General features: G+C 68.1%; 12 protein-coding genes. 7 read left to right on the forward strand and 5 right to left on the reverse strand.

What is annotated here, in order from left to right; all coding sequences use genetic code 11:
* Positions 1-176 precede the first annotated feature (176 nt).
* The 4 genes from HWX55_RS34190 to HWX55_RS34205 form a co-directional block, all read right to left on the reverse strand.
* Positions 177-521, reverse strand: coding sequence for a DUF4148 domain-containing protein (locus tag HWX55_RS34190; protein WP_175978876.1), 345 nt, complete (start codon positions 519-521; stop codon positions 177-179).
* Between the two features lie 200 nt (positions 522-721).
* On the reverse strand, positions 722-2134 hold the full coding sequence (gene gndA, locus HWX55_RS34195; RefSeq protein WP_089489151.1) for an NADP-dependent phosphogluconate dehydrogenase: 1413 nt from the start codon (positions 2132-2134) through the stop codon (positions 722-724).
* A 97-nt stretch (positions 2135-2231) separates the two neighbouring features.
* Positions 2232-2873: a DUF938 domain-containing protein gene (locus HWX55_RS34200; RefSeq protein WP_175978877.1), complete on the reverse strand. Its 642-nt coding sequence runs from the start codon at positions 2871-2873 to the stop codon at positions 2232-2234.
* Positions 2870-3778, reverse strand: coding sequence for an NAD-dependent protein deacetylase (locus tag HWX55_RS34205; protein WP_175978878.1), 909 nt, complete (start codon positions 3776-3778; stop codon positions 2870-2872). Before HWX55_RS34205 ends, HWX55_RS34200 begins: the two co-directional genes overlap by 4 nt.
* A 1212-nt stretch (positions 3779-4990) precedes the next feature.
* Here HWX55_RS34205 and HWX55_RS34210 point away from each other — a divergent pair.
* Both HWX55_RS34210 and HWX55_RS34215 read left to right on the forward strand, forming a co-directional pair.
* The gene (locus HWX55_RS34210; RefSeq protein ID WP_175978879.1) at positions 4991-5950 is read left to right on the forward strand and encodes an LLM class oxidoreductase; all 960 of its coding nucleotides are present in this window, start codon (positions 4991-4993) and stop codon (positions 5948-5950) included.
* 339 nt (positions 5951-6289) lie between these two features.
* On the forward strand, positions 6290-8758 hold the full coding sequence (locus HWX55_RS34215) for a mechanosensitive ion channel domain-containing protein (RefSeq protein WP_175978880.1): 2469 nt from the start codon (positions 6290-6292) through the stop codon (positions 8756-8758).
* 33 nt (positions 8759-8791) lie between these two features.
* Here HWX55_RS34215 and HWX55_RS34220 read toward each other — a convergent pair whose 3' ends face one another.
* The gene (locus tag HWX55_RS34220) at positions 8792-9628 is read right to left on the reverse strand and encodes a CerR family C-terminal domain-containing protein (RefSeq protein ID WP_050011315.1); all 837 of its coding nucleotides are present in this window, start codon (positions 9626-9628) and stop codon (positions 8792-8794) included.
* A gap of 91 nt (positions 9629-9719) precedes the next feature.
* On the opposite strand from HWX55_RS34220, the gene HWX55_RS34225 reads away from it, so the two are divergent.
* The 5 genes from HWX55_RS34225 (at position 9720) to HWX55_RS34245 (ending at position 16387) form a co-directional block, all read left to right on the forward strand.
* Positions 9720-10844, forward strand: coding sequence for an HlyD family secretion protein (locus HWX55_RS34225; protein WP_050011316.1), 1125 nt, complete (start codon positions 9720-9722; stop codon positions 10842-10844).
* A complete protein-coding gene (locus tag HWX55_RS34230) occupies positions 10837-12426 on the forward strand; it encodes an MDR family MFS transporter (RefSeq protein ID WP_175978881.1) in 1590 nt (529 codons plus the stop codon). The genes HWX55_RS34225 and HWX55_RS34230 overlap by 8 nt, the downstream gene beginning before the upstream one ends.
* 13 nt (positions 12427-12439) lie before the next feature.
* Positions 12440-13927, forward strand: a complete 1488-nt coding sequence (locus tag HWX55_RS34235; protein ID WP_175978882.1) for an efflux transporter outer membrane subunit — start codon at positions 12440-12442, stop codon at positions 13925-13927.
* Positions 13928-14162: 235 nt separating this feature from the next.
* On the forward strand, positions 14163-15698 hold the full coding sequence (locus HWX55_RS34240; RefSeq protein ID WP_175978883.1) for a catalase: 1536 nt from the start codon (positions 14163-14165) through the stop codon (positions 15696-15698).
* 77 nt (positions 15699-15775) lie between these two features.
* Positions 15776-16387 (forward strand): ankyrin repeat domain-containing protein, encoded by a 612-nt coding sequence (locus HWX55_RS34245; RefSeq protein WP_175978884.1) that lies wholly within the window; start codon positions 15776-15778, stop codon positions 16385-16387.
* Positions 16388-16662: the final 275 nt, after the last annotated feature.

Below are 16662 nucleotides of genomic sequence, written 5' to 3' on the forward strand. Positions count from 1 at the left end.
GGGAAACCCTTGCCTTCGGCTAACTCTTCCCCTTGCCGGGCGAGTAGAGGACTTTCACCTCCAAGTAAGTGCGCCCTGCCGGGCGCACCCATGAAAAAGCCCGTCGTTCCGCTATGCGGAACGACGGGCTTTCGTACTACAGGGGGTCGGATGCGGTCGCCAGCGCGGCCGTACCATTAACGACCCTTGTAGACCGGTGCGCCGTCGGCGATGCGCTTGACTTGCCAGCCGGTCTTGGCGGCAGCCGGTACGCCCGATTCCTGGCCGGCGGCCGGTTGTGCGCCGTAGCCGGTCGTATCGGCGGCGGCGACGTTCTGTTGCGGGTTCACACGCGCTTCAGCGGCCTGGATGCCTTCCGGGTAGTTCGTACGGTCGCTGCCCAGCTTGTAGCCGGCCTGTTGCAGTTGAACCAGTTCGGCCTTCACCTGGGCACGGGTGACGGGCGCGTTCTGTTGGGCGAACGAGACGGCGGGGACAGTGAGGACGGCAGCAGCAGCGAACGTTGCGATCAGCGATTTCATGATTACCTCCGGGATTTTTTTGCTCCGCCGCACACACCATGTCTGCAGCGATGGAACAGAGTTTAGTCCCGGCAGCACCTAGGGAAAACCATGAAAGAACGAAAACACTGTTTCCCCGGAGCCAACAATGCTGGCATCCGGGATAGAAAAACCCTATTCAGAGCATAGATTTTCGCAACAATGCTGCCCCCGCCCGCCGGTCAGGCCCAGTTCGCGTGGAAGCTGCCCGGCTTGTCGGTGCGCTCGAACGTGTGCGCGCCGAAGAAGTCGCGCTGCGCCTGCACGAGGTTCGCCGGCAGCCGCTCGGAACGATAGCTGTCGAAGTACGCGACCGCCGACGCGAACGCCGGGACCGGCACGCCGGCCTTCACCGCGGCCACCACGACGTCGCGCAGCGCGGTCTGATAGTTCGCGGCGATGTCCTTGAAGTACGGATCGAGCAACAGGTTCGCGAGCGCCGGATCCTTCGCGTAGGCGTCGGTGATCTTCTGCAGGAAGCGCGCACGGATGATGCAGCCCGCGCGGAAGATCTTCGCGATCGTCCCGAGATCGAGGTTCCAGCCGTATTCTTCCGACGCCGTGCGCAGTTGCGCGAAGCCCTGTGCGTACGAGATCACCTTGCTCAGGTACAGCGCGCGACGCACCGCTTCGACGAACGCGGCGCGATCGCCGTCGAACGGCGCGGCGGCCGGGCCCGACAGGATCTTGCTGGCGGCGACGCGCTCCGTCTTCAGCGACGACAGCACGCGCGCGAACACCGATTCGGTGATGAGCGGCAGCGGCACGCCGAGATCCAGCGCGTTCTGGCTCGTCCACTTGCCGGTGCCCTTCTGCGCGGCGCGATCGAGGATCACGTCGACGAGATGCTTGCCGGTCTCTTCGTCCTTCTTGCCGAAGATCTTCGACGTGATCTCGATCAGGTAGCTGTCGAGCTCGCCCTGGTTCCATTCGGTGTACACCGCGCCGAGTTCGTCGTTGGTCAGGCCCGCGACGTCCTTCAGCACCGAGTAGCTTTCGGCGATCAGCTGCATGTCGCCATATTCGATGCCGTTGTGGACCATCTTCACGTAGTGGCCCGCCCCGTCCGGGCCCATGTACGCGACGCACGGCTCGCCGTCCGACGGCGCCTTCGCGGCGATCTGCTTGAGGATCGGCTCGACGAGATCGTACGCGTCGCGCTGGCCGCCCGGCATGATGGACGGGCCGCGCAGCGCGCCCTCTTCGCCGCCCGACACGCCGGTGCCGATGAAATGCAGGCCCGACTGCGCGAGTTCCTGGTTGCGGCGGATCGTGTCGGTGAAGTGCGTATTGCCGCCGTCGATCAGCACGTCGCCCTTCTCGAGCAGCGGCTTCAGCGATGCGATCGTCGCATCGGTGGCTTCCCCGGCCTTCACCATCATCAGGATCCGGCGCGGCGTTTCGAGCGACGCGACGAATTCCTCGAGCGTATAGGTCGGCACCAGATTGCGGCCGGGGAATTCGGCGATCAGTTCGTCGGTTTTCTCGCGACTGCGGTTGAACACCGACACCGCGTAACCGCGGCTCTCGATATTGAGTGCGAGATTGCGGCCCATCACCGCGAGCCCGATCACACCGATTGCTTGTTTGCCCATTAGTCAATTCTCCGGAAAAAACGGGGCGCGACCCGAACCGGGCCGCGCGCACAGGCGAAAGGATAGTGGAAACCCGGCGGCGCTGCCCGCTTGCGTGTCATTGCTCCGCGTCCGGCAGGCGCCGGAATGCGACGCTCAGGTTGTTCGCCGGCATCTCGACGACCTCGATGCAGTCGAGCCCGCGATCGAGCCCGAGCGCGACGACGGTCTCGAGATCGCGCACGCCCCACGACGGGTCGCGGCTGCGCAACTGCCGGTCGAAGGCCTCGTTCGACGCCGCCGTATGGCGGCCTTCGCGACGGTACGGGCCGTACAGGAACAGCACGCCGCCCGGCCGCAGCACCCGCGACGCGCCCGTGAACAGCGCTTCCGTACAGGCCCACGGCGAGATATGAATCATGTTGATGCAGACGATCGCGTCGAGCGCGGCGACCGGCCACGGCGTGTCGCGCACGTCGAACGCCAGCGGCCCGGCGACGTTCGCGAGGCCCGCATGCGCGACCCACGCGGCGATCGAACGCCGCGCCTGCGCGTCGGGATCGCTCGGCTGCCAGTGCAGGCCGGGCAACGCCTGCGCGAAGTGGACGACGTGCTGCCCTGTGCCGCTCGCGATTTCGAGCACGCTGCCGCTCGCCGGCAGCACGCGGCGCAGCACGTCGAGGATCGGCCCGCGATTGCGTTCGGCCGCCGGCGCCGACAGCCGCGCGGACGGATCGTGAGAAGAAGCGGCGCCGGTCACGATGCACGCTCCGCGGTGTCGCTGTCGCTGTTGCGCCCGAGCCCCAGCCGCGTCACCAGTGCGTCGAGCGCGGGTGCGCAGCGCGCCTCGACCTTCAGCGTCAGCATCGGGTCGGCGCGCGTATGGCCGAGATTGAGTGCGGCAACCGGCTTGTGCTGCGCCTGCGCCCACACGCAGAACCGGTAGCCGGAATACACCATCAGCGACGAGCCGACGACGAGCAGCGCGTCGGCCGCGTCGAGCGCCTGCGACGCCAGCGCCACGCGCTCGCGCGGCACGTTCTCGCCGAAGAACACCACCGCCGGCTTCAGCAGGCCGCCGCACGCGGGGCACGCCGGGATGCGGAACGCATCGAGCGCGGCCCATTCGAGATGCGCGTCGCCGTCCGCGGCCGGCTCGGCCTGCGCGCCCAGCAGCTCGGGATTGTCGGCTTCGAGCACGGTCTGGATCGTCGCCCGCGCATGATGCGCGCCGCAGTCGAGGCAGGTCACGCCGTTGATGCCGCCATGCAGCTCGATCACGTCGTCGCTGCCCGCGCGCTGATGCAGGCCGTCGACGTTCTGCGTGACGAGACGCTCGATCCGGCCCGCGCCGCCGAGCCGCGCCAGCGCGACATGGGACCCGTTCGGCCGCGCGCGGCCGACCACGGGCCAGCCGATCATGCTGCGCGCCCAGTAGCGGCGTCGCGCGGCATCGGAGCCGAGGAATTCCTGGAGCTGGATCGGCGGCGAGCGCATCCATTGGCCGTTGCGGTCGCGGTAGCCGGGAATGCCGGAATCGGTGCTGATGCCCGCGCCGGTCAGCACGAGCAGGCGCGGATGACGCTCGACGAACGTGTGCAGCGCATCGAGCGCGGCCGGATCGACGTCGGCGATGGAGGAGTCGGGCAAGGCTGTGTCGTTCATGTTGGCAACGTGATCGGTCGCGCGGGCAGGTCGTGCGCCCGCACGGGCGGCCACGCGCGCCAGCACATGATACAGAACGCCGTGCGATCGGGCGGGCTGCCGCCGCGGCAAGCCGCGGCACGCAACAGCACGCAAAAAGACGCCCATCGCCGCTCGGCGACGGGCGCTTCAAACAATTGATCCATCGGGGTAGTGGATCAACTGACAGCACAATGTTGCGACGTCCGTCATACCGCGATCGACGGACGCTCCCCCGGACTTCACGTGTTCCGCACTGCCGCGCCCATCGGCGCGTCATCGGCTTTCCCGACCCGATCCCGTTCGTCGCGCTCGTCGCGCCGATGTCATGCGCGGCGTGCAAACGCATTCGCCGCGCGACGGTGTGCGTTGCGCCATGGCATGACGATTCGGGATCCGGGCCGCGGCCATCCGCCTGCGTTCGCGGTTCATCCTGGACGGCGGACCGACATTGGTCGGACGCGTGCGTCACCCATGCACGCCGTCGTTCGGAACGAACCCGATTGTTCGGATGGAACGGAAAGCCGCTCGCTCACGTCGCCGCGATCAGCGGCGAAGCGAATACCCTGGCAGGTCGGCGATTCATGTTTGCAACATCGCATGTTGCGTTTCGGTCTTTTTTCATTCTCTTGTCCCCGTCTTCGATACATCCGACCCACTGAAGCGATCGCCGGGCCAACTGCACCTGCGATCGCGCTCACGGCGCATACAACCATGCAAGGAGCGCACCATGCTTCATGCCGCAAGGCCGCGCGGGCACATCGGGGGCCGCGGGCAGGCATCGGCCCCGTCAGAAAGCGCGAATGTTTCGAAACTGAAACGCACCGGCGGTGGCGTCGGTATCGTCGGGTTGGCGCGTTGCAGGGCGGCCAGTCGCCTTACAATCGCCCCACGATTGGCGGCGCGCGTGCGCGCGGACTTGCCCTTTCCCGCGGCGCGCCACCGCCCGACCGGTACCCGCACTCGCTGCCTGTCCGACACGAAGCACGGGCCGGATATCGACTACCGCATGCTGTTCTACGGCACCGATCGCGACAACCGCGCGTCGCGATGCGCGGCGTTCCGCCCGGGTCTCGCGTTGCGAAGCGGGTAGCGCGGGGTTTGCGCCGTCCCGCTCGTGCATCGCGCAAACACGCTAGCATTCGGACACGGAGCGCCCGCATGCTTCCGCTGCCTCGCCGCCAAGGACCCGACATGACCCCACCCGCTTCCGCCCCTCCCGACGTCGCGCATCGCGTGTTCTCGTCCGGGCGGCTGTCGATCGGCCTCACGCTTCCGCTGCTTCGCGGCGGCCACATCGTCGCGGACTTCAACGAGCAACTCGAACTCGCCGCGCTGGCCGATTCGCTCGGCTTTCGCGCGCTGTGGATTCGCGACGTGCCGCTGAACAGCGCCGACTATCCGGACCCGGTCGGCCACCTCGACCCGTGGGTACTGCTCGGCGCACTGGCGTCGCGCACCCGCCGGATCGCGCTCGCCAGCGGCGCGATCGTGCTGCCGCTACGTCATCCGCTGCATATCGCGAAAGGCGCGCTGTCGGTCGCGACGCTGTCGGGCGGGCGCTTCATCCTCGGGCTCGGCTCCGGCGACCGGCCACCCGAATATGCGGCGTTCGGCGTCGACGCGGAAACGCGGCGCGACCGCTATCGCGCGCACTGGGACGTCGTCGCGGCCGCGCTCGGCATGCCGTCGCGCGTGCTGCCCGACCAGACGCCACCCGATGCGCCCGCCTTCACGCTGCTGCCGCGCGACGGCGACGCGGTGCCGATGCTGGCGGTCGGCTCGGGCGGACAGAGCGTCGACTGGATCGCCCGGCATTCGATCGGCTGGATGACGTATCACCGCGATCCGGATACGCAGCGCGCCCGCTATTCGATGTGGCGCGCGGCGGTCGAGCGGCTCGCGTCGCCGCAATTTCGCGCGTTCGGCGTATCGATGCGGCTCGATCTCGCCGCTCATCCGGATACGCCCGCCACCGCGCTGCCGCTCGGTTATGCGACCGGGCGCCGCGCGTTGGTCGATATCCTGCGTGACATGCGCGCGGCCGGGACGCACCATGTCGCGCTGAACCCGGGATCGGACCGGCCGGTGCGCGACGTCATCGAGGAAATCGCCGAGCATGTGTTGCCGGTCTTTCACGACGAGCAAGCGTGATTCATCAGGAATCCCAATTCATATGATGCGATTCGAGTGTTGGTCGTGGCCGGACGGACACTCATGCAGCGGCGCATCGCTGACCGGCACCGGCAAACGCGTGTTACAGACGCCTTACGACCGGACAAACAGGACGGTCCTCTCGATATCGGACGGTCGACCGTCTGTATCCGGCACACGGCTTGCCGGCATGCGCCGCCGACGCCCGCGCCCGCGCCTTCATGCCCGATTCAAATCGTCCGCGACGGAACTATTCGGTTTCGATCGCGATCATGTTAACTTCCGTCCATCGTTCAGTCTGGCGGGCCGCGTGACGAGACGCACCCGCATGCCCACTCCATGCGACATATCTTCCTCGGCTGGCTGCTCGCCGCCGTCGTCTCGGCCGCCCACGCGGCCGCTCCCGCACCGGCCGCCGCGTCGGCCGCCTCCGGCGCCGCGCCCGCATTGACGCCGCAAGAGGCGCGGCAGGCACTGAATGTGCTCGAAAACCCGCGCGAGCGTGCGCAGGTCGAAACGACGCTGCGCGCGATCGCGGCCGTCGGCGCGTTGAGCGCGCCCGCCGTGCCGGCAAGTGCGGCGCCGGCAGCCAGCGGTGCATCGGCTGCCGCGGCGCCGGCCGCGCTCACGTCGAACGGGCTCGCATCGATGCTCGCCCGCCAGGGATCGCGCTGGGCCGCGCAGCTCGGCAACGCGCTGCAGGAATCGCTGCGCTCGCTGCTCGATATCGGTTCGGTGGGAAGCTGGTGGCGCGACAAGCTCGTGCGCGCCGACGAGCGTGCGGACCTGACGCGCACGCTCGGCATCCTCGTCGCGGTGCTGCTGCCTGCGCTCGTCGTCGAATGGCTCGCGAAGCGGCTGCTGCGACGCGCACTGGCCGCGGTGGCTGCGCGCCGCGCGGTGCCCGATGCCGCCGCATCGGACGAGGACCACGCGCCGCCGCCCGATACATCCTCTCCGCCCGATATCGCCGCCCCGCCCGACGCCGCAGCCGCAGACACTGCCGACACCGCGCCCCCGCCGTCGCAAAGCCAAGGCCACGCCCGCCGGCACACCACGCTGCTGAACCGGATGCCGCGCGCACTCGTCAGTCTCGCGCTGCGCGCGGTACCGCTGCTCGTGTTCGTCGGCGTCGCGAGCCTGACGATGTCGTTGCTCGTCGAAGCCGACACGCCGATCGAAGCCGCGCTCGAAGCGTTGATCGACACCTACGTGATCTGCCGGCTCGTCACGATCGTCAGCCGGCTGTTCTTCCAGCCCGACGCGCGGCAGCTGCGGCTGCTGCATATCAGCGACGCATGGGCCGCGTTCGCGCAACGCTCGATCGCGCGGATCGTGATCGCGGTCGGTGCATGCACGGCGGCCGTCGAGATCGCCGCGAACTTCGGCCTGACCGAAGCCGGCCATGTCGCGCTGCTGAAGGCCGTCGCGCTCGTCGGGCACGTGATGATCTCGGTGCTGATCCTGCAGTGCCGCCGGCCGGTCGCGGCACGCATCCGCGCCGCCGGCGCGGATCGTCCGACCTTCACCGTCGTCGGCAACGCGCTCGCGGACGCGTGGGCGCCCGTATCGGTCTTCATCGTGATGGCGCTGTGGTTCGTGTGGGCGCTCGACGTCCACAACGGCTACCGCGTACTGATCGCGCTCGGCGGCCGGTCGATCGCCGTGATGATCGCGATGCGGATGGTGTCGATCGTCGTGTTCGGCGCGCTCGCGCGGCTGTTCCAGCGCCGCGACGACGATCGCACGCTCGTTCATCTGCACGCATACCGCTACTACCCGCTGCTGCGCCAGATCGTGTCGGGCGCGATCGGCGTCGTGACCGTCGTGCTGCTACTGCAGATCTGGGGCGTGCCGATCTTCCGCGCATTCGAGACGGGCACGATCGGCCACCGGCTCGCGTCCGCGCTGGTGACGATCGCGATCGCGGCGATCGTCGCGCTCGTCGTGTGGGAAGCGGCCAACATCGCGATCGAGCGCCGGCTGCAACGCTGGACGCGCGAAGGCAACCTGGTGCGCGCCGCGCGGCTGCGTACGCTGCTGCCGATGCTGCGCTCGCTGCTGTTCGTGATGATCGCGCTCGTCGTCGTGCTGACCGGCCTCAGCGAACTCGGCGTAAACGTCGGCCCGCTGCTGGCCGGCGCCAGCATCTTCGGCGTCGCGCTCGGTTTCGGCTCGCAGAAGCTCGTGCAGGATTTCATCACCGGGATCTTCCTGCTGATGGAAAACGCGATGCAGGTCGGCGACTGGGTCACGCTCGCCGGGGTGTCGGGGACGGTCGAATACCTGTCGATCCGCACCGTGCGGCTGCGCGCCGGCGACGGGTCGCTGTACACGATCCCGTTCAGCTCGGTGACGACCGTCAACAACACGAATCGCGGGCTCGGCAACGCGGCCGTCAAGGTCAGCATCGCGTACGGCGAGGACGTCGAGCGTGCGATCGCGACGCTGAAGGAAATCGGCGCCGCGTTGCGCGACGATCCGAAGTACCACGACGGCATCCTGTCGGACTTCAGCTACTGGGGCATCGACCAGGTCGACGGCGCGGCGCTCGCGCTGGCCGGACAGATCCAGTGCACGGACTCGGCGCGCTGGAGCGTGCAGCGCGAATTCAACCGGCGGATCGCGGAGACGTTCCGCGAACGCGGGATCCGGATCGCCAATCCGCAGCGCAGCGTCGTGGCCTATGCGGACGGGTCGCGGCCCGTCGGCCGCGATGACAACGACGCGCGCCCAGACGCGCAGAATACCGCCGAACCGGCGGCCCGGCCGCCGTCGCCCGACGCAGCGGAGCGCAAGCCGGGATGATCGCGATCGCCCGGGGCCGGTGACCGGCGGCGCTCAACGCGCGGCAGGCTTCTTCACGCGCGCCGTGCTTTTCGCGGCGGGCGGTGCGGCCCCCGGCTTCGCCGCACGGCGTTTCGCCGCGGCACCCTGCCCGCGCTTCGCGGCGGTTTCCGGACCAGCGGCCCCCGCATCGCGCTGCGCATGCCATTGCTCGAGCAGCACGCGCGTCTGGTCGGCAATCGTGTCGGTCACCAACGCCGCGCGTTCGCCCTCGAACGCGTCCCATTCGAGCAACTGCAGCGCCGAACGCTGTGCGATGTGGAACACCGTGATCTGCCCGAACAGGCTCAGCGCGCGCAATCGCGTGACGGGATCGTCGGCCGGCCGCCCCGAGATGCGGCCGATCAGCTCCGCGCTCACGTCGTTCAGCGGCTTGCGCATGCGCTTCATCAGGATTTCGCTCGCGCTCGCCGGTTCCTGGCCGCCCTGCTCGCGCGCGAAGAACATCCGCTGGTTCATCGTCTTCGGCGCGGTGAACATCCGGTCCGACAGCGCCCGCAGCAGCCCGATGAACGCATCGATCAGCGCATCGACGCTCGCGTGGGCGTCGAGCATCGCACGCGCATGGCCGACCGCCGGCGCGAACACCTGCCAGCCGTGCTCGGCGATCGTCTCGACGCACGCGCGGTACACGCCTTCCTTGTTCTCGAAGTAGTACTGGAGCGCCGGCGCGTTCACGCCCGCCATCGCGGCGATCTCGCGCGTCGACGCGCCCGCGAACCCGCGTTCGCCGAACAGTTCGATCGCCGCCTCGATGATCCGCTGGCGCGTTTCGTCGCCGCGCGCGTAGCCGCCCGCCGACGTGCGGCGCAGCTTCTTCGCTTCGTTCATGCCTTCCTCGTCATTCGCTCGATCGATATTCTACTTGACACAATTTTATCAACTGGAATAATTCTTCCACTTGGAATAAATTGGATCCCGCATGTCGACGCCACAAGACCCGCCACAGAAAGCAGATCGTCAGGAAAACGGAACAAAACCTCGCACCGGCAACGGCGGAACGAGGCGGCGCGTCCTGCTCGCGGTCGCCGTGCTCGCGGCTGTCGGCGGCGCGGTGTGGCTCGGCCGCTGGTGGACGGTCGGCCGCTTCATCGAAAGCACCAACGACGCGTACCTGCAGGCGGACAGCATGACCGCCGCACCGAAGGTTGCCGGCTACGTGACCGACGTCTACGTGCGCGACAACCAGCCCGTGAAGGCCGGCGATCCGCTCGTACGGCTCGATGTCCGCCAGTACCAGGTGGCGCTCGCGCAAGCGCAGGCGACCGTCGACGCCCGTCGCGCCGATATCGCGCGCGCCGAGGCCGACATCAGCCAGCAGCGCGCGAATCTCGACCAGGCCGACGCGCAGGCGAAGGTGTCGCGCATCAACGCGCAGCATGCGAGCGACGAATACACGCGCTATGCGCCGCTCGCGGCGACCGGCGCCGAAACGCACGAACGCGTGGCCGACCTGAAGAGCACGCGCGACCAGGCGGCGGCGACGCTCGCCGCGAACAACGCGTCCATCGCCGCCGCCCGCACGCAGATCGCGTCGTTCACCGCGCAACTCCAGCAGGCGCGCGCGCAGCTCGAGGCCGCGCAGGCCAGCGCCGCGCAGGCGCAGCTCGACCTCGACAACACGATCGTGCGCAGCACGCTCGCGGGCCGCGTCGGCGACCGCACGGTGCGCGTCGGCCAATACGTGCAGCCCGGCACGCGGCTGCTGACCGTCGTGCCGGTCGATTCGATCTATCTCGTCGCGAACTTCAAGGAAACGCAGATCGGCAACATGCGCATCGGCCAGCCCGTCGAGCTGCACGTCGACGCGCTGCCGGACGGCCCGCTGTCCGGCGTCGTCGACAGCTTCGCGCCCGGCACCGGCGCGCAGTTCGCGCTGCTGCCGCCGGAGAACGCGACCGGCAACTTCACGAAGATCGTCCAGCGCGTGCCGGTGCGCATCCGCCTCGCCGCGAACGCGCGCGCGCAACGCATGCTGTTGCCCGGGCTGTCGGTGACGGTCGACGTCGATACGCGCTCGGTGCGCGACGAGCAGCATCATGGCTGATACGCCCGCCACGATCCCCATGCCGCCGCACGAAGGCCGCGCGAGCGTGACCGACTGGATCGCGGTCGCGGCCGGCGCGCTCGGCGCGCTGATGGCGACGCTCGACATCTCGATCACGAATTCCGCGCTGCCGCAGATCCAGGGCGAAATCGGCGCGACCGGCACCGAAGGCACGTGGATCTCGACCGGCTACCTGATGTCGGAAATCGTGATGATCCCGCTCGCCGCGTGGCTCACGCGCGTGTTCGGGCTGCGCAATTTCCTGCTGACGAACTCCGCGCTGTTCATCGCGTTCTCGATGATGTGCGGCTGGTCGCATTCGCTGCCGATGATGATCGCCGGCCGGATCGGCCAAGGCTTCACCGGCGGCGCGCTGATCCCGACCGCGCAGACGATCATCCGCACCCGCCTGCCGCTGTCGCAGTTGCCGGTCGGGATGACGCTGTTCGGCCTGATCGTGCTGCTCGGGCCGCTGTTCGGCCCAGTGCTCGGCGGCTGGCTCGCGGAAAACGTGAACTGGAGCTGGTGCTTCTTCCTGAACCTGCCCGTGTGCCTGCTGCTGATGGCGCTGCTGGTGTTCGGCCTGCCGTCGGACCGCCCGCAATGGAGTGCGTTCTTCAACGCGGACTGGCTCGGCATCCTCGGCCTCGCGATCGGCCTGAGCTCGCTGACCGTCGTGCTCGAGGAAGGTCAGCGCGAACGCTGGTTCGAATCGCAGATGATCGTCACGCTGAGCGTCGTGTCGTTCGTCGGGATGGTCCTGATCGCGCTGTCGCAGCGCTTCGCGAAGCGGCCGATCATGCGGCTGTCGCTGATGCGCAACCCGCGTTACGCGAGCGTGATCGTGATCGTGTCCGCGGTGGGCGCCGGGCTGTACGGCGTGTCCTACCTGCTGCCGCAGTTCCTCGCGATCGTCGCCGGCTACAACGCGGAACAGGCCGGCGCGATCATGCTGCTGTCGGGGCTGCCGGCCTTTCTGGTGATGCCGATCCTGCCGCGCCTGCTCGGCAAGGTCGATTTCCGCATCCTCGTGATCACCGGGCTGCTGCTGTTCTGCCTGAGCTGCATGCTCGACATCAGCCTGACCGCGCAGAGCGTCGGCCACGATTTCGTGTGGTCGCAACTGATTCGCGGCCTCGCGCAGATGCTCGCGATGATGCCGCTCAACCAGGCGTCGATGGCGGCCGTCGCGCGCGAAGACTCGGGCGACGCGGCCGGGCTCTACAACATGGCGCGCAATCTCGGCGGCTCGATCGGGCTCGCGATCATCGGCACCGTGATCGACCGCCGCACGACCTTCCATACGGCCGTGCTGCGCGAATCGGTGAGCGCGAACTCGCCGATCGGTCAGGATCGCCTGTCGGCCTATGCGGCCAACTGGTTCGCGCACACCGGCGATCTCGCGTATTCGAACATGCGCGCGCTCGGCCAGCTCGCGCGGCAGATCCAGATCCAGGCCGTCGTCATGACCTATTCAGAAACCTTCTATCTGCTGGGCCTCGCGCTGCTCGCCTGCGTGCCGCTCGCGCTGCTGCTGAGAACGCCGCCGCGCGGCCCGCAACCGATGTCGTCCGGCCATTGACCCGTCATACGCGATGAAATCCTTCTCCCTGCCCCGCCGCCCCGCGCTCACCCTGTGCGCGGCCGCGTGCCTGCTCGCCGGCTGCACGGTCGGCCCCGACTACCGCGGCGCGCCCGCCGCGCCGGATGCGCCGACCTTCGTGCGTGCGCCGGCCACCGGCGTCGACACCGCCGCGCCCGCGCCGAGCGCCTGGTGGCACGCGTTGAACGATCGCCAGCTCGACGAGCTGATCGTAGCCGCGCTCGTGTACAACCCCGATCTGCACGCCGCGCAGGCGCGCTTGCGCGCGGCGCGCGCGCAGCTCTCGCAACAGCGCGCCGCGCAGATGCCGAAATCGTCGGCCACCGTCGCGGCCATCCGCATGCGCGAACCGGACGTCGGCGCGCTCGGCTCGCTGCTGCCGTCGAACGGCTCGGAACAATCGGGCGGCACGTCGCCGTCGCTCGGCGGCGCGGGCCCGCTGCAACTCTATTCGGCGGGCTTCGACGCGACGTGGGAAATCGACCTGTTCGGCGGCACGCGCCGCGCGGTCGAAGCCGCGTCCGCGCAAGCCGAGGCCGTCGATGCCGATCTCGCCGACACGCAGGTGTCGATCGCGGCCGAAGTCGCGAATGCGTACGTCGACCTGCGCGACCAGCAGCAACGGCTTGCGTTGTCGCGGCGCACCGCGCAATTGCAGCAGCAGATGCTCGAACTCACGCGGCAACGGCGCGCGCGCGGCGTCGCGGCCGATGCGGACATCGAGCGGCTGACGACCCAGGTCGAGAACACGCGTGCGTCGTTGATCCCGCTCGATGCCCAGGTGACCGAATCGCTCGACCGGCTCGCGATCCTGACGGGCCGCGCGCCGGGCGCGCTCGACGCCGCGCTGTCGACCCCGGACGCCGCATTGCCGACGCTGCCCGGCAGCGTCGCAATCGGCGATCCGGCCACGCTGCTGAAACAGCGCCCCGACATCCGCGCGGCCGAACGCCGGCTCGCATCGAGCAATGCGCAGATCGGCGAACACGTCGCCGACTATTTCCCGAAGGTGACGTTGCTCGGCGATCTCGGCTTCAGCGCGACCGACCCCGGCCATTTGTTCCGCAAGCAGAATTTCACGTGGGTCGGCGCACCGTATCTGCAATGGAACATTCTCGACTTCGGACGCACGCGCGGCGCGGTGCGCGCAGCCGAAGCGTCGCGCGACGAAGCGGAAGCGAATTATCAGAAGGCCGTGCTCGGTGCGTTGCAGGACGCCAATACCGCACTGCAGCGTTACGGGCATCAGCGCAAGCACGTCGTCGCATTGACGAAGGTGCAGACGTCGGCCGTGCATTCGCGCACGCTGATGGACCAGCGCTATCGCGCGGGCGTCGCGTCGATGATCGACCTGCTCGATACGCAACGCGAAGCGCTGTCCGCGCAGCAGAACGTGATCGCCGGGCAGGCCGAACTGATCAAGGACTATGTGTCGGTGCAGAAGAGCCTCGGGCTCGGATGGCAGGCAAGCGCCGGTTGACGGCGCGGCCGAAAATCATGCACGGCCGATACATCATCCTTATCGAAACAATCCGGCAATAACTCATTGCGCGCGCAACAATACGGCTTGGTTTCTTGCGCAACAAACAGGCTCGCACCGCATCGCCCCACGGCTATCGAAAACATATCGAATATCAATTAGCCAATCGTCTGACGATCTCTTCTAATTCAGTCGGCTTCCCCACCACCGATCGGATTCAAGGAGTTCCATCGTCATGTCCTCATCCTCCCATCGCGTGCTGCGGCACGCAGTCGCCGCGATCTGCGTCGCACTCTCCGCCTCTCCGTACGCCGCCGAACTCACGCGCGACACTGGCGCGCCCGTCGGCGACAACCAGAATTCGCAAACGGCCGGCCCGGCCGGCCCGGTACTGCTGCAGGACTCCGCGCTGATCGAGAAGCTGCAGCGCTTCGATCGCGAACGCATTCCGGAACGCGTCGTGCATGCGCGCGGCACCGGCGCGTTCGGCGAGTTCGTGCCGAGCGCCGACATCTCCGACCTGACGAAAGCGAAAGTCTTCACGCCGGGCACCCGCACGCCGGTGTTCGTGCGCTTCTCCACCGTGATGGGCTATCGCGGCTCGCCGGAGCAGGCGCGCGACCCGCGCGGCTTCGCGGTGAAGTTCTATACGCAGCAGGGCAACTGGGACATGGTCGGCATCAACTGGCCGGTGTTCTTCATTCGCGACGGCATCAAGTTCCCCGACTTCGTGCACGCGAACAAGCCGAGCGCCGTGACCGGCGTGCAGGACCCGAACCTCGCGTTCGACTTCTTCGCGCACACGCCCGAAGCGACCCACATGCTGACGCGGCTGTACACGGACGAAGGCATGCCCGATTCGTATCGCCGCATGGACGGCTTCGCGGTGCATGCGTTCAAGTTCGTCAATGCGCAAGGCGACGTGCATTACGTGAAGTTCCACTGGAAGAGCCAGCAAGGCGTGCACGGCTTGCGCCCGCAAGAGATTCCCGCGTCGATCGGCCGCGACTGGAACCTGATGACGAACGACCTGTACGGCGCGTTGAAACAGGGCGATTTCCCGAAGTGGGACCTGTACGTGCAGGTGCTCACGCCGAAGGACCTGAACCGCTTCGACTTCGACGCGCTCGACGACACGAAGGTGTGGACCGGCGTACCTGAACGCAAGATCGGCACGATGACGCTCAACCGCGTGCCCGACAACTACTTCCAGTCGACCGAGGAATCGGCGTTCGCGCCGTCGCGGCTCGTGCCGGGGATCGAACCGTCCGAAGACCGGATGCTGCAGGATCGCCTGTTCGCGTACGCCGACACGCAGCTGTATCGGCTCGGCGCGAACTACATGGATCTGCCGATCAACCGCCCGGTCGTGCCGGTCGTCAACAACAACCAGGACGGCAAGATGAATGCCGGCGACCGCAAGGGCGAGGTCAATTACGAACCGTCGACGCTGAACGAACTCGCGCAGGATCCGCAGTACAAGTCGGTCCGCATGGCGCTGAGCGGCACGACGCAGCAGGAAGCGATCCGCAAGAAGCTGCCGTTCCGTCAGGCGGGCGAGTACTACCGCAGCCTGTCGCAGCAGGACAAGGACGACCTCGTCACCGCACTGTCCGGCGATCTCGGCCAGGTGAGGAACGCGCAGAACCAGTACGCGATGCTGTCGTACTTCTACAAGGCCGACGCCGACTACGGCACGCGTCTCGCGCAGGCCGTTCACGCGAACGTCCAGCAAGTGCAGTCGCTCGCGGCGAAGCTGAGCGACAACTGATCTCGCGACACCGGCCGCGGCCGACGTGTGCGCTCACGCCGCGCACGTCGGCCCGGCCATTTCATCAGGACTTCCCCATGCGAACCGAACGCTTCACCCACGCGATTCGCGCGGCCGCGGCGGCGCTCGCGCTGGCCGCGCTCGCCGGCTGCGCGCACCTGCCCGACCGGCCGACGTACGGCAAGGCCGACCCTGCCGCGCTGCGCCGCTATGACGACGACTGGTTCGACGCGGCGCGCGTCGGCCGCGTCGATATCCTGCGTGCGTTGCACGACGCCGGCTATCCGGTCGACGCGACCGACAGCCACGGCTATACGGCCGTGATCCTCGCGTCGTACGACGGCCAGCCCGCGGCGCTCGAGTACCTGTTGTCGGCGGGCGCCGATGCGTGCGTCGGCGATCGTCACGGGAACACCGCGCTGATGGGCGCGCTGTTCAGGAACGAGCCCGACATCGCGCGGCGCCTGATCGACACGCACTGCCCGATCGACCAGACGAACGGCGCCGGCGAAACCGCGCTGGGGTTCGCGACGCTGTTCAACCGCTTCGAGCTGATTCCGCTGCTCGTCGCGCATGGCGCGAATCCGAACCATGTCGACCGGCGCGGCCAGTCGCTGCTTCAGCTCGCGCTGACGCACGACAACACGTATGCCGCGGACGCACTGCGGAAGGCCGGCGCAAAACAGTAGCGCGACTACGCGTCAAATGGCGCGACCCATTCGCTGACCTCCATCCGCGTCGCCATCACGCGATGCTCGCGCCATGTCGCGCACGTGTGCGCCCAGCGGTCCCGTCGTCGCCGGCCAGCGCAGACGCACCGCCTCGTCGGCCAGTCCGCCCGGCCGCCCTGCCGGCTCGATCTTCAAACACCACCGCGAGCCGACGCGCGCATCGAGCCGAAACACCGCGCCGCCCCCTGTTCGTCCGGGCGTTCCGCTTCGGCTCCCCCTCCTTTCGGCGCCTT

Origin of the sequence: Burkholderia sp. BCC1047 (assembly GCF_902833155.1) — a bacterium.
GTDB classification, from domain to species: domain Bacteria; phylum Pseudomonadota; class Gammaproteobacteria; order Burkholderiales; family Burkholderiaceae; genus Burkholderia; species Burkholderia sola.

Coding starts and splice junctions, on each gene's coding strand:
- HWX55_RS34220 (WP_050011315.1), bottom strand. CDS start 9,628: ATGAACGAAGCGAAGAAGCTGCGCCGCACGTCGGCGGGCGGCTACGCG.
- HWX55_RS34240 (WP_175978883.1), top strand. CDS start 14,163: ATGTCCTCATCCTCCCATCGCGTGCTGCGGCACGCAGTCGCCGCGATC.
- HWX55_RS34230 (WP_175978881.1), top strand. CDS start 10,837: ATGGCTGATACGCCCGCCACGATCCCCATGCCGCCGCACGAAGGCCGC.
- gndA (WP_089489151.1), bottom strand. CDS start 2,134: ATGGGCAAACAAGCAATCGGTGTGATCGGGCTCGCGGTGATGGGCCGC.
- HWX55_RS34235 (WP_175978882.1), top strand. CDS start 12,440: ATGAAATCCTTCTCCCTGCCCCGCCGCCCCGCGCTCACCCTGTGCGCG.
- HWX55_RS34205 (WP_175978878.1), bottom strand. CDS start 3,778: ATGAACGACACAGCCTTGCCCGACTCCTCCATCGCCGACGTCGATCCG.
- HWX55_RS34215 (WP_175978880.1), top strand. CDS start 6,290: ATGCGACATATCTTCCTCGGCTGGCTGCTCGCCGCCGTCGTCTCGGCC.
- HWX55_RS34210 (WP_175978879.1), top strand. CDS start 4,991: ATGACCCCACCCGCTTCCGCCCCTCCCGACGTCGCGCATCGCGTGTTC.
- HWX55_RS34245 (WP_175978884.1), top strand. CDS start 15,776: ATGCGAACCGAACGCTTCACCCACGCGATTCGCGCGGCCGCGGCGGCG.
- HWX55_RS34225 (WP_050011316.1), top strand. CDS start 9,720: ATGTCGACGCCACAAGACCCGCCACAGAAAGCAGATCGTCAGGAAAAC.
- HWX55_RS34190 (WP_175978876.1), bottom strand. CDS start 521: ATGAAATCGCTGATCGCAACGTTCGCTGCTGCTGCCGTCCTCACTGTC.